This is a genomic window from Micromonospora sp. ZG13, from assembly GCF_059359355.1.
The window spans coordinates 1-13,065 of the sequence record NZ_JCADBQ010000011.1 but is presented as its reverse complement, the minus strand read 5'-3'; the positions used below and the strand labels follow the sequence as shown (position 1 = coordinate 13,065).

General features: G+C 72.9%; 10 protein-coding genes. All 10 read left to right on the top strand.

Features of this window, described 5'->3' with window-relative positions; translation table 11 throughout:
- Positions 1 to 133 precede the first annotated feature (133 nt).
- On the top strand, positions 134 to 1,087 hold the full coding sequence (locus AC5L34_RS21240) for a Rossmann-like and DUF2520 domain-containing protein (RefSeq protein WP_250102175.1): 954 nt from the start codon (positions 134 to 136) through the stop codon (positions 1,085 to 1,087).
- A 29-nt stretch (positions 1,088 to 1,116) separates the two neighbouring features.
- A complete protein-coding gene (panC, locus tag AC5L34_RS21235; protein ID WP_441176929.1) occupies positions 1,117 to 1,965 on the top strand; it encodes a pantoate--beta-alanine ligase in 849 nt (282 codons plus the stop codon).
- 36 nt (positions 1,966 to 2,001) lie between these two features.
- Positions 2,002 to 2,427 (top strand): aspartate 1-decarboxylase, encoded by a 426-nt coding sequence (gene panD / locus AC5L34_RS21230; protein WP_089003105.1) that lies wholly within the window; start codon positions 2,002 to 2,004, stop codon positions 2,425 to 2,427.
- A 168-nt stretch (positions 2,428 to 2,595) separates the two neighbouring features.
- Positions 2,596 to 3,486, top strand: a complete 891-nt coding sequence (locus AC5L34_RS21225) for a septum formation family protein (protein ID WP_494826619.1) — start codon at positions 2,596 to 2,598, stop codon at positions 3,484 to 3,486.
- 146 nt (positions 3,487 to 3,632) lie between these two features.
- On the top strand, positions 3,633 to 5,327 hold the full coding sequence (locus AC5L34_RS21220; protein ID WP_494826617.1) for an L-aspartate oxidase: 1,695 nt from the start codon (positions 3,633 to 3,635) through the stop codon (positions 5,325 to 5,327).
- Entirely contained in the window at positions 5,324 to 6,220 is an 897-nt protein-coding gene (gene nadC, locus AC5L34_RS21215) for a carboxylating nicotinate-nucleotide diphosphorylase (protein ID WP_089003108.1), read from the top strand. Before AC5L34_RS21220 ends, nadC begins: the two co-directional genes overlap by 4 nt.
- A 32-nt stretch (positions 6,221 to 6,252) precedes the next feature.
- The gene (locus tag AC5L34_RS21210) at positions 6,253 to 7,011 is read left to right on the top strand and encodes a type III pantothenate kinase (RefSeq protein WP_357722674.1); all 759 of its coding nucleotides are present in this window, start codon (positions 6,253 to 6,255) and stop codon (positions 7,009 to 7,011) included.
- Between the two features lie 129 nt (positions 7,012 to 7,140).
- Positions 7,141 to 8,649, top strand: a complete 1,509-nt coding sequence (lysS, locus tag AC5L34_RS21205) for a lysine--tRNA ligase (protein WP_089003110.1) — start codon at positions 7,141 to 7,143, stop codon at positions 8,647 to 8,649.
- Between the two features lie 109 nt (positions 8,650 to 8,758).
- Positions 8,759 to 9,109 (top strand): histone-like nucleoid-structuring protein Lsr2, encoded by a 351-nt coding sequence (locus tag AC5L34_RS21200; RefSeq protein WP_308220812.1) that lies wholly within the window; start codon positions 8,759 to 8,761, stop codon positions 9,107 to 9,109.
- 529 nt (positions 9,110 to 9,638) lie between these two features.
- Positions 9,639 to 12,170 carry an ATP-dependent Clp protease ATP-binding subunit gene (locus tag AC5L34_RS21195; protein ID WP_089003112.1) on the top strand — a complete coding sequence of 844 codons (2,532 nt, stop codon included), beginning with the start codon at positions 9,639 to 9,641 and terminating at the stop codon, positions 12,168 to 12,170.
- Positions 12,171 to 13,065 lie beyond the last annotated feature (895 nt).

Sequence of the window (13,065 nt, the reverse complement as noted above, 5' to 3'; positions counted from 1 at the left end):
CGGGGCCGGTCCGTCGTCCCTCGGGCCGCCGGTGCCGTCGGTGAACGTTTTCACACATCCTTGTCCCGGTTCCGTGGCCCCGGCGCATACTTGCGATCGACCGGTACCCCTTCTCGAGGACTGGATCGTCGCCATGAGCGCACCCCTGCGCCCGCGCCCGGCCGCCCCCCACGGGGCCGCCGTTCCGCCGGCCGCCATCCCCCGTTTCCTCACCGTCGGCGTCGTCGGCTCCGGCCGCGTCGGTGCCGTGCTGGGCGCCGCCCTCGCCGCCGCCGGCCACCGGGTCGTCGCCGCCACGGCCGGCTCCGGCGCCTCCCGGGCCCGGGCGGCGCTGCTGCTTCCCGGCGTGCCCCGCCGGTCCGCCGACGCCGTGGCGCGGGCGGCCACCGACCTGCTGCTGCTCGCCGTGCCCGACGACGCGCTCGCCGGGGTGGTCGCCGCGCTTGCCGGCTCCGGCGCGCTGCGCCCCGGCCAGGTGGTCGCGCACACCTCCGGCGCGCACGGGCTTGCCGTGCTCGCCCCCGCCGCCGAGGCGGGGGCCCGCCCGCTGGCCCTGCACCCCGCGATGACCTTCACCGGTACGCCGGACGACCTCGCCCGGCTGGCCGGCATCTCGTACGGGGTGACCGCCCCGGCGGAGCTGCGCCCCCTGGCCGCCCGGCTGGTCGCCGACCTCGGCGGGGTGCCGGAGTGGGTCGGCGAGGCGGACCGGCCGCTCTACCACGCGGCGCTGGCGCACGGTGCCAACCACCTGGTGACCCTGGTCAACGAGGCCGCCGACCGGCTGCGCGACGCCGGGGTGACCCAGCCGGAGAAGGTGCTCGCCCCGCTGCTGCGGGCCGCCCTGGAGAACGCGCTGCGCCTCGGCGACGACGCGCTGACCGGGCCGGTGTCCCGGGGCGACGCCGGCACGGTCGAGCGGCACCTGGCCCGGCTCGCCGCGACCGCCCCCGAGTCGGTCGCGCCCTACCTGGCGCTGGCCCGGCGTACGGCCGACCGGGCCATCGCGGCGGGCCGGCTGCGGCCGGTCGACGCGGAGTCGCTGCTCGGCGTGCTCGCCGGCGACCGACGGCAGGTGGCGGCGTGACCGGGCCGACGGTGGACGGAGGGGATCACGTGACGGAACTGGTGCACGGCCGCGCCGAGCTGGCGGCGGCGCGGGACGGGCTGAAGGGCACCGTCGGCGTCGTGATGACCATGGGCGCGCTGCACTCCGGGCACGAGACGCTGCTGCGGGCGGCCCGGGAGCGGGCCGACCACGTGATCGTCACGATCTTCGTCAACCCGTTGCAGTTCGGCCCGAACGAGGACTTCGACCGCTACCCGCGCACCCTCGACGCCGATCTGGAGATCTGCCGGCGGGCGGGCGCGGACGTGGTCTTCGCCCCCTCGGTGGCCGACATGTACCCGGACGGGCAGCCCCGGGTGCGGGTCAACCCCGGCCCGCTCGGCGAGGACCTGGAGGGGCAGAGCCGCCCCGGGTTCTTCCACGGGGTGCTCACCGTGGTGCTGAAGCTGCTCCAGCTCACCCGCCCCGACCTGACGTTCTTCGGCGAGAAGGACTACCAGCAGCTGACCCTGGTGCGGCGGATGGCCCGGGACCTCGACGTGCCGGTCGAGGTGGTCGGCGTACCCACCGTGCGGGAGCCGGACGGGCTGGCCCTGTCCAGCCGCAACCGCTACCTCTCCCCGGCCGAGCGGGAGGCCGCGCTGAGCCTGTCGGCGGCGCTGCGCGCCGGGGCCGCGGCGGCCGACGAGGGCGCCGACGCGGGGGCGGTGCTCGCCGCCGCGCACGCGGCCTTCGGCACCGGTACGCCCGGCGCGCGCCTCGACTACCTGGTGCTCACCGACCCGGACCTGGAGCCGGGGCCGGTCTCCGGGCCGGCGCGACTGCTCGTCGCCGCCTGGGTGGGTGCCACCCGGCTGATCGACAACGCGGCGATCCGGCTCGCCCCGCGTTCCTGAACCCGACCCCGCCACCATCCCGCGAAAGGCACCCCGATGCTGCGCACCATGCTCAAGTCGAAGATCCACCGCGCCACGGTGACCCAGGCCGACCTGCACTACGTCGGCTCGGTGACGGTCGACGAGGACCTGCTCGACGCCGCCGACCTGATCCCCGGCGAGCAGGTGGCGATCGTGGACATCACCAACGGGGCGCGGCTGGAGACGTACGTGATCCCGGGCGAGCGGGGCAGCGGCGTGATCGGCATCAACGGTGCCGCCGCCCACCTGGTGCACCCGGGGGACCTGGTGATCCTCATCTCGTACGGGCAGATGGACGACGCCGAGGCCCGGTCGTACCGGCCGCGGGTCGTGCACGTGGACGCCGACAACCGGGTCGTCGAGCTGAACACCGACCCGACCACCGCCGCCCCCGGCACCGCCGGCGCCCCGGTGCCCAACCCCTTCGCCGCCGCCGTCTGAGCGGACCGCTTCCTCCCTGTCGTCCGCGCCGCGCCCGGTCGTTCCCTTCGTGATCCCTAGGGTCGTCCGGGGCGTCGAAGTGGTCGCCTGTGCGGTCTGTCATCGGAAGGTCATCCCTGGGTAGTCTGGTTGCCCGTCGACAGACGCGGGTGGCTGGGGGAGGCCGCGATGCGCCGTGCGATTGCCCTGCTCGCTGCCGTCGTCACGGCATCGCTGCTGGCCGGGTGCGCCGACTCGGGCGGGCTGGACGGTGACCTGGTCGACGACTGGGCGGCCCCGTCCGCCCCCGGGCCCTTCACCCCCACCGCCGGGGTGTGCCAGGTCGCCGACTTCGCCGACGTGGTGACGCTGGCCGCGTACGCGCCGGTGGACTGCGCCGCGCCGCACCGGGTCGAGACGGTGCACGTCGGCGCCTTCCCCGCCGAGCGGCCCGCCCCACCGCCGGGCGGCTCGGCCGAGCTGCGGGGCGCCTTCGCCGACTGCGACACCCGGGCGACCGGTCACGTCGGCGCCGACTGGCGGGCGGGGCGGCTGCGACTGGCGGTGGCGGTGCCGTCCGGGGCGGGCTGGGCGGCCGGCGCCCGCTGGTACCGGTGCGACCTGACCGAGGTGAGCACCGTCGAGGCCGCCGCCACCGTGGTGCTGCGCACCGGCAGCCTCCGGGACGCCCTGCGGGGGCCGTCCCCGCTGCGCCTGGGCTGCCAGCGGGCCCGCGCCGACGGCGGGTCGGTGCGTACGCTGCTCCCCGTCGACTGCGCCGCCCGGCACGACGCAGAGTTCGTCGGCGTGTGGCGGGCGCCCGACCGCCCGTACCCGACCCGCCCCGCCGACTGGGCCCCGCTGTACGCCGGCTGCCGCTCCGTGCTCGGCCGCTACGTGGGGGTGCCCGACGACGCCGACCTGCGCTTCCGCAGCGGCGTCGTGGTCCGCCCGCCGGGGGCCGGCCGGTGGCGCGTCGGCGACCGGGGCGTCCGCTGCTACCTCTGGCTCGACGACCGTACGGTCACCGGCTCGCTGCGGGGCGCGGGCCCGGCGGCCCTCCCGGTCCGGACGCGGTAGCACCCGCCGGTCCGGGCCGCGCCAGACCGAGCCGCGCCGGCCTGCCGCCGTGCGTGGCGTCGGCCGGCGCGTCCGGACGCGATGGCGCGTACCACTCGTCCCGCCCCGGCCGCCCCTCGCGAGGGTCCTTCGGGTTGACTGTGGGCATGGAGCTTCCGACCGTCGACCTGCCGGCGCTGCCCAGACTGCTGGCCGCCCCCGCGCCCGGCTGGGTGGAGACCACCGACGTGATCGTGGTCGGTTCCGGGGTGGCGGGGCTGACCGCCGCGCTGCACCTGCGCGAGGCGGGGCTGCACGTCACGGTGGTCACCAAGGTCAACATCGACGAGGGCTCGACGCGTTGGGCGCAGGGCGGCATCGCCGCCGTGCTCGACCCGCACGACACCCCGGCCGCGCACGCCTCGGACACCGAGATCGCCGGCGTCGGGCTCTGCGACCCGGCGGCGGTACGGGTGCTGGTCGAGGAGGGCCCGACCCGGCTGCGCGAGCTGATGCGGATCGGGGCGGAGTTCGACCGCAACGCCGACGGCTCGCTGATGCTCACCCGGGAGGGCGGGCACCGGGCCGACCGGATCGTGCACGCCGGCGGCGACGCGACCGGGGCGGAGGTGCAGCGCGCCCTGCACGCCGCCGTACGCCGCGACCCCTGGATCCGGCTGGTCGAGCACGCCCTGGTGCTGGACCTGCTGCGCGCCCCGGGCGACTCCCCGGAAGGGCTCGGCGCGGCGTGCGGCATCACCCTGCACGTGCTCGGCGAGGGCAGCGAGGACGGCGTGGGCGCCATCCTGGCCCGCGCGGTCGTCCTGGCCACCGGCGGGATGGGCCAGATCTACGCGGCCACCACCAACCCGGCCGTGTCGACCGGCGACGGGGTGGCCCTCGCGATGCGGGCCGGCGCGGCGGTGACCGACGTGGAGTTCGTCCAGTTCCACCCGACAGCGCTGATCACCCCGGCCGGTGCCGGCCTTCCGGGCGCCGGGCACGCCCAGCAGCCGCTGGTCTCCGAGGCGTTGCGCGGCGAGGGCGCCCACCTGGTCGACGGCGACGGCAAGCGCTTCATGCTCGGGCAGCACGAGCTGGCCGAGCTGGCGCCCCGGGACGTGGTGGCCAAGGGCATCCACCGGGTCCTGCTGGCCACCGGCGCGGACCACGTCTTCCTCGACGCCCGGCACCTGGGCGGCGACTTCCTGGCCCGGCGGTTCCCGACCATCGTGGCGTCCTGCCTGGCCATCGGCGTCGACCCGGCGACCGACCTGATCCCGGTGGCCCCGGCCGCGCACTACGCCTCCGGCGGCGTCCGCACCGACCTGCGCGGCCGCACGTCCATCCCCGGGCTGTACGCGTGCGGCGAGGTCGCCTGCACCGGTGTGCACGGCGCGAACCGGCTGGCCAGCAACTCGCTGCTGGAGGGGCTCGTGTTCTCCCGACGGATCGCCGAGGACATCGCGGCCGGGCTGCCCGGGCAGGCCCAACCGGCGCCGACGGGCGCCTGGGTCGGCGGCGAGGGCTGGGTGGTGCCGGCCGAGGCGACGCCGGAGCTGCAGCGGGCGATGACCCGGGGCGCGGGTGTGCTCCGCTCGGCCGACACCCTCGCCAGGACCGCCGCCGTACTGGGCCGGCTCGGCGAGGGCCGGGGGCGGCCCCGGACGGCCGACTGGGAGGCGACGAACCTGATCACCGTGGCGTCGACGCTGGTCGCCGCCGCGTACGCCCGGCGGGAGACCCGGGGCTGCCACTGGCGGGAGGACTTCCCGACGGCCGACGAGCGGTGGCACGGCCACCTGGTCGGCGCCGTCGGGGCGCAGGGCCGGCTGACGCAAGCGTGGGAGGGGACCCGATGACGGAGTCGACGGAACGGGCACTGCGGGACGCGGGCCTGGACCCGGCGCAGGTGCGGCGGGTGATCGAGGGCGCGCTCGCCGAGGACCTGGGGCCGGACCTGCTCGACGTCACCAGCGTCGCCACCATTCCGGCGGAGCAGACCGACACGGCCGACCTGGTGGCCCGCGCCGACGGCGTGGTGGCCGGGCTGGCCGTGGCGGCGGCCGTGTTCGAGCTGGTGGGCGAGGCGACCGGCGCCGGCCGTACGGTCGAGGTGTCGGTGGTGGCCCACGACGGCGCGCGGGTGGCGCGCGGCGACGTGCTGGCAACGGTGGCCGGCCCGACCCGGCTGCTGCTGACCGCCGAGCGGACCGCGCTCAACCTGCTCTGCCGGATGTCCGGCGTGGCCACCCACACCAGGGCCTGGGCGGACGCCCTGGCCGGCACCAAGGCGATGGTGCTCGACACCCGCAAGACCACGCCGGGCCTGCGCGCCCTGGAGAAGTACGCGGTACGCGCCGGCGGCGGCACGAACAAGCGGATGGGCCTGCACGACGTCGCGATGATCAAGGACAACCACAAGTTCGCGGCGGGCGGCATCACGGCCGCCTTCCGCCGGGTCCGGGAGACCTTCCCGGAGGTGCCGGTGCAGGTCGAGGTCGACACGGTCGCCGAGGCCCTGGAGGCGGTCGAGGCCGGGGCGGACTTCCTCCTGCTGGACAACATGACCCCGGAGATGCTGACCGAGGTGGTCGCGTCGGTGGGGGACCGGGCGGAGCTGGAGGCGACCGGCGGGCTGACCCTCGACGTGGCGGCGCGGTACGCGGCGACCGGCGTCGACTTCCTGTCGGTCGGGGCCCTGACGCACTCCTCGCCGATCCTCGACATCGCCATGGACCTGCGCACCGGGTGAACCGGCGGCCGGCCGTTGTCTAGGCTGCGTGCGTGCTGCTCTGCATCGACATCGGAAACACCAACACCGTGCTGGCGACCTTCGACGGCGACAAGCTGGTGCACTCCTGGCGGATCAAGACCGATGCGCGCTCGACGGCCGACGAGCTGGGCCTGAAGTTCCGCGGGCTGCTCGCCGGGGACGCGGTCGAGATCACCGGGGTCGCGGCCTGCTCCACCGTACCGGCCGCGCTGCGCTCGCTGCGCACCATGCTGTCCCGCTACTACGCGGACCTGCCGAGCGTGATCGTGGAGCCCGGGGTGCGCACCGGGGTGCAGCTCGCCATCGACAACCCGAAGGAGGTGGGCGCCGACCGGGTGGTGAACACCCTGGCCGCCTACACCCTCTACGGCGGGCCGTCGATCGTGGTGGACTTCGGCACCACCACCAACTTCGACGTGATCAGCGGCCGGGGCGAGTTCCTCGGCGGCGCCTTCGCCCCGGGCATCGAGATCAGCTTCGACGCGCTCGCCGCCCGGGCCGCCCAGCTGCGCAAGGTCGAGGCGACGAAGCCCCGCTCGGTGATCGGCAAGAACACCGTCGAGTGCCTCCAGTCCGGCCTCTACTTCGGTTTCGCCGGGCAGGTGGACCGGATCGTCGAGCGGATGATCGAGGAGATCGGCGAGGTGAGCGCCGTGATCGCCACGGGCGGGCTGGCCTCGCTCGTGATCAACGAGTGCCGCACGATCACCCACCACGAGCCGATGATCACCCTGATCGGCCTGCGGATGGTCTACGAGCGCAACGTCTGAACCCCGGCCGCCGGGGAGGGCGTGAGTGGGGCCGGTCATGCGGGCGGGTTATCCCGTAACGCCCTCCGGGCGCCTTGAGTACGCTCGGGGCCTGACCCCGCCCGAAATCTCCTTCTGAGGAAGCGTGCCGTGACCGAGCAGAACCCCGTGCCAGTCGATCCCGCCGACGACCTTCCCGAGCAGATGAAGGTCCGCCGGGAGAAGCGGGACCGGATGCTCGCCGAGGGCGTCGAGCCGTACCCGATCGGTTTTCCCCGGACCAGCACGCTGGCCGACCTCCGGCAGAAGTACGCCGAGCTGCCGACCGACACCGCCACGGGCGACCGGGTCTCGGTCACCGGTCGGGTGATCTTCGTACGCAACACCGGCAAGCTCTGCTTCGCCACGCTGCGCGACGGCGACGGCACGGAGTTGCAGGCCATGCTCTCCCTCGACCGGGTCGGCGCCGACCGGCTGAACGACTGGAAGCGCCTGGTCGACCTCGGTGACCTCGTGGGGGTGACCGGCGAGGTGATCACCAGCCGGCGCGGCGAGTTGTCCGTGCTGGCCGAGCAGTGGGCGGTCACGGCGAAGGCGCTGCGCCCGCTGCCGGTGGCGCACAAGCCGCTGAGTGAGGAGGCGCGGGTCCGGCAGCGCTACGTGGACCTGATCGTCCGGCCGCAGGCCCGCCAGATGGTGCGCACCCGGGCCGCGGCCGTACGCAGCCTGCGCGACTCGCTGCACGGCCGGGACTTCATCGAGGTCGAGACCCCGATGCTCCAGCTGCTGCACGGTGGCGCGGCGGCCCGGCCATTCGTGACCCACAGCAATGCACTGAACACCGATCTGTATCTGCGAATCGCGCCGGAACTGTTTCTCAAGCGGGCCGTCGTCGGCGGCGTCGACCGGGTCTTCGAGATCAACCGCAACTTCCGTAATGAAGGTGTCGACTCTTCGCACTCGCCCGAGTTCGCGATGCTCGAGGCATACGAGGCCTACGGCGACTACGACACCATGGCCGAGCTGACCCGAAATCTCGTGCAGCAGGCGGCGATCGCCGTCGGCGGGTCGACCGTGGTGACGCACGCCGACGGTCGGGAGTTCGATCTGGGCGGCGAGTGGCGCTCGGTGACCCTCTTCGGGGTGCTTTCCGAGGCGCTCGGCGAGGAGGTCACCGTACGCACCGAGCGCGCCCGTCTCGTGGAGTACGCCGACAAGGTGGGTTTGGCGGTCGACCCCAAGTGGGGGCCGGGCAAGCTGGCGGAGGAACTGTTCGAGGAACTGGTGGTGCCGGGCCTGACGGCGCCCACCTTCGTCCGCGACTACCCGGAGGAGACCAGCCCGCTGACCCGGGCGCACCGCAGCGAGCCCGGACTGGCCGAGAAGTGGGACCTCTACGTGCTCGGTTTCGAGCTCGGGACCGCGTACTCCGAGCTGGTGGACCCGGTGGTCCAGCGGGAGCGGCTGGTGGCCCAGGCGCAGCTCGCCGCCCGCGGCGACGACGAGGCCATGCGGCTGGACGAGGACTTTCTCCGGGCGATGGAGTACGGAATGCCGCCGGCCGGGGGTATGGGAATGGGAATCGACCGGCTGTTGATGGCCCTCACGGGCCTGGGAATTCGGGAAACCATCCTCTTCCCCCTGGTTCGCCCGGAGTAGTCGCGCATCTCCACCGGGTCGTTACCGCATCCTATTGACGCGGCAAGCGTCGCGCGGGTTATCGTGCTTACAGTTTGCAGGAGCACCCTGCTCGAAAGGAATGTGGGACGTGGCCAAGCAGATCATTCATAAGCTGGTCGATGACCTGGACGGCGGGGACGCTGACGAGACGGTCAAGTTCGCGCTCGACGGCGTTCAGTACGAGATCGACCTGTCGAGCTCGAACGCCGAGAAATTGCGCGACGTATTCGCCCCGTACATCGCCCACGGCAGCAAGGTGGGCAGGGGCGGCGTCGTCGTCGGCGGTCGGGCCGCGCGCGGCCGGGGTGGTGCCACCGCCGACCGGGAGCAGAACAAGGCGATCCGCGCCTGGGCCAAGAAGGCCGGCAAGGACATCTCCGACCGGGGTCGGATCCCCCAGGAGATCGTCGACGAGTACCACGCGAAGGCCGGTCACTGACCGGAACCCTCGACGGGCGACCACGACGCCGGGCCGGAGCACGACTCCGGGCCGGCGTCGCCGTATCCGCCCGGCTGGCTCCGGGCCGGCGTCGCGGTGCCCGCCAGGCTGGCTCCGCGCCGGGCTCGCCGTATCCGTCCGCGACGGCAGCCGAGCGGGAAGAATTCCGTCCCGACGGTCGTTGTCCACAGCCGGTGGAGAGTCTGTCCACAGCCTGTGGACGACTCCCACGCGGTCCGGATCCGGGCCGCGCAGGCACCGGCGCGACCCGCATGACGGGTTCCGCGACCGCGCCGAATTTCGCTCTGCGCGTACAGGTAGGGGTACCGGAACACCCCCTGAGCGCGGACGGTTGTGCAAAACGGCGCGTACACGGCCTCCGGCGGGGACACACGACCTCAGCGGAGTCGGTTCGCGGCGATAGAGTAAGGAGGCACGGACGCCCGTCCCGGTCGTCCGCGCACCGGCCCCGCCACGACTTCTTGACCATCAAGATCGAGTGCGCACGGCACGTGAGGAGCACGAGGGCATGTTCGAGCGGTTCACCGACCGAGCGCGACGGGTTGTCGTCCTGGCCCAAGAAGAGGCCCGGATGCTCAACCACAACTACATCGGTACGGAACACATCCTGCTGGGCCTGATCCACGAGGGTGAGGGCGTCGCCGCCAAGGCTCTGGAGAGCCTCGGCATCTCCCTGGAGGGTGTGCGACAGCAGGTCGAGGAGATCATCGGCCAGGGCCAGCAGGCGCCGAGCGGGCACATCCCGTTCACGCCGCGGGCCAAGAAGGTGCTGGAGCTGTCGCTGCGCGAGGCGCTTCAGCTCGGCCACAACTACATCGGCACGGAGCACATCCTGCTCGGGCTGATCCGTGAGGGTGAGGGCGTCGCCGCCCAGGTGCTGGTCAAGCTCGGCGCCGACCTCAACCGGGTCCGCCAGCAGGTGATCCAGCTGCTCTCGGGCTACCAGGGCAAGGAGCCGGCCGCGGCGGGCGCCGCGCCGGGCGAGGCCGCGCCGTCCACCAGCCTCGTGCTGGACCAGTTCGGCCGCAACCTGACCCAGGCCGCCCGCGAGGGCAAGCTCGACCCGGTCATCGGGCGCGAGAAGGAAATCGAGCGGGTCATGCAGGTGCTCTCCCGCCGTACCAAGAACAACCCGGTCCTGATCGGTGAGCCCGGTGTCGGCAAGACCGCCGTGGTGGAGGGGCTGTCCCAGAAGATCATCAAGGGCGAGGTGCCCGAGACGCTGAAGGACAAGCAGCTCTACACGCTCGACCTCGGTGCCCTGGTCGCCGGTTCCCGCTACCGCGGTGACTTCGAGGAGCGCCTCAAGAAGGTGCTCAAGGAGATCCGCACCCGCGGCGACATCATCCTCTTCATCGACGAGATCCACACCCTGGTCGGCGCCGGTGCCGCCGAGGGCGCGATCGACGCGGCGAGCATCCTCAAGCCGATGCTGGCCCGCGGCGAGCTGCAGACCATCGGTGCGACCACGCTCGACGAATACCGCAAGCACCTGGAGAAGGACGCGGCCCTCGAGCGCCGCTTCCAGCCGATCCAGGTGGGTGAGCCGTCGCTGGCGCACACCATCGAGATCCTCAAGGGCCTGCGCGACCGCTACGAGGCGCACCACCGGGTGAGCATCACCGACGCCGCTCTCGTGGCCGCCGCGACGCTGGCCGACCGTTACATCTCCGACCGCTTCCTGCCGGACAAGGCGATCGACCTCATCGACGAGGCCGGTGCCCGGATGCGGATCCGCCGGATGACCGCGCCGCCGGACCTGCGCGACTTCGACGAGCGCATCGCCCAGGTGCGTCGCGACAAGGAGTCCGCGATCGACGCGCAGGACTTCGAGCGTGCCGCCCAGCTGCGCGACAAGGAGAAGCAGCTCCTCGGGCAGAAGGCCCAGCGGGAGAAGGAGTGGAAGGCCGGTGACCTGGACGTCGTCAGCGAGGTCGACGACGAGCAGATCGCCGAGGTGCTCGGCAACTGGACCGGCATCCCGGTCTACAAGCTGACCGAGGAGGAGACCTCGCGCCTGCTGCGCATGGAGGACGAGCTGCACAAGCGCGTCATCGGCCAGGAGGACGCGGTCAAGGCGGTCTCGAAGGCGATCCGGCGTACCCGGGCCGGCCTGAAGGACCCGAAGCGCCCCTCGGGCTCGTTCATCTTCGCCGGCCCGTCCGGTGTCGGTAAGACCGAGCTCTCCAAGGCGCTGGCCGAGTTCCTCTTCGGCAGCGAGGACGCCCTCATCCAGCTGGACATGTCCGAGTTCCACGACCGCTACACGGTCTCCCGGCTGGTGGGTGCCCCTCCCGGCTACGTCGGCTACGACGAGGGCGGCCAGCTGACCGAGAAGGTGCGGCGTCGGCCGTTCTCGGTGGTCCTCTTCGACGAGATCGAGAAGGCCCACCCGGACGTGTTCAACACGCTGCTCCAGATCCTGGAGGACGGTCGGCTCACCGACGGTCAGGGCCGGATCGTGGACTTCAAGAACACGGTCATCATCCTGACCACCAACCTGGGCACCCGCGACGTCGCCAAGGCGGTCTCGCTCGGTTTCCAGGCGTCGGAGGACTCCGAGTCCAACTACGACCGGATGAAGCAGAAGGTCAACGACGAGCTCAAGCAGCACTTCCGGCCTGAGTTCCTCAACCGGATCGACGACACCATCGTCTTCCACCAGCTGCGTCAGACCGAGATCCTGTCGATCGTCGACATCATGATCCAGCGGATCGAGGGCCAGCTCCGGAACAAGGACATGGGCCTGGAGCTGACCGACAACGCCAAGAAGTACCTGGCGAAGAAGGGCTTCGACCCGGTGCTCGGTGCGCGTCCGCTGCGTCGCACGATCCAGCGCGACATCGAGGACAACCTGTCCGAGCGGATCCTCTTCAATGAGCTGACCCCGGGTCAGATCGTGGTGGTGGACTGCGAGGGCGATCCGGAAGACATCGACAAGTCCAAGCTCGTCTTCAAGGGCGCGGACCGGCCGGCCACCGTGCCGGACGCCGTCCCGGCCGACCTCGGCGGCACCGCCGCCGCCGGCGCGGACGAGTAGGGCAGAAACAGCGGCAGAGGGCGGCGGCCCGGTGGCACTCCCACCGGGCCGCCGCCCTCTCTGCACCCTCCACCCTCTCTGCGCCGATCACGCAGTCGTGGTGCCGGTTGACCACCCTCTCCGGCGGGCTGGACCCCACCACCGGGATGATCGGCGCCGGTTCACGCTGGCCTCGACGCGGGCGAGCAGCGCGGGCGACGGTCCGGGGACGGGGGGCGCGATCACCAGAGCCAACGGCCCGGCGTCCATCTCCCCGTCGGCGGGTTTGCGGGCATCGGCGGGCACGGGGCCGGACGTCCGGCGGCCCTTTCCCGCTGATCCCGCGGTTCGGGCGCGCTGTCCGGTTCGGGGGTGCTGTGCGGCTCCCGGCGCGGTGTCCGGTTCGGCGCGGCGTGCGGCTCGGGGATGGTGTGCGGTTCCGGCGCTGTGTTCGGTTTCGGCATGGTGTGCGGTTCGGGGGATGACGTCCGTCTTGCACGGTCCGCGGGTGGCGAATCCAGGCGCGCTCGTCCGGTCTGCGGGGGTTTGGGGTGGGGCGGGTCACCGGGTCGGTGGGCATGGGTCCGGGGCCCCGGTCGTTGTATCCATCGTGAGCGCGTGACCCCCGGGAGCCCTTGCGGTGGCCGGGCCGAGGTCGGAATGCCGGCCGGGTCCGCGTCGTTGCATCCCCCCGGGACACGCCCACCCTCTCGTCGTAGGGCGCACCCCTTTCTGGTTTCGACCCCTTTCCTCTTTCGCGGCACCCGTCCCCCCTTTGGCGTGTGTCCGCGTACCCCCGATCGGAAGGTGCCGACATCATGCGTACCGACATCCTGCGCAAGACCGCCCTGACCGCCGCCGGGCTCGCCTTCACCGGCGGCGCCATCGCCGGCCCCGTCACCACCGCCTACGCCGC

What these genes read in the sequence shown, in the direction of transcription:
- AC5L34_RS21240 (WP_250102175.1), top strand. Translation starts at nt 134, where the DNA reads ATGAGCGCACCCCTGCGCCCGCGCCCGGCCGCCCCCCACGGGGCCGCC.
- panD (WP_089003105.1), top strand. Translation starts at nt 2,002, where the DNA reads ATGCTGCGCACCATGCTCAAGTCGAAGATCCACCGCGCCACGGTGACC.
- AC5L34_RS21225 (WP_494826619.1), top strand. Translation starts at nt 2,596, where the DNA reads ATGCGCCGTGCGATTGCCCTGCTCGCTGCCGTCGTCACGGCATCGCTG.
- AC5L34_RS21220 (WP_494826617.1), top strand. Translation starts at nt 3,633, where the DNA reads ATGGAGCTTCCGACCGTCGACCTGCCGGCGCTGCCCAGACTGCTGGCC.
- nadC (WP_089003108.1), top strand. Translation starts at nt 5,324, where the DNA reads ATGACGGAGTCGACGGAACGGGCACTGCGGGACGCGGGCCTGGACCCG.
- AC5L34_RS21195 (WP_089003112.1), top strand. Translation starts at nt 9,639, where the DNA reads ATGTTCGAGCGGTTCACCGACCGAGCGCGACGGGTTGTCGTCCTGGCC.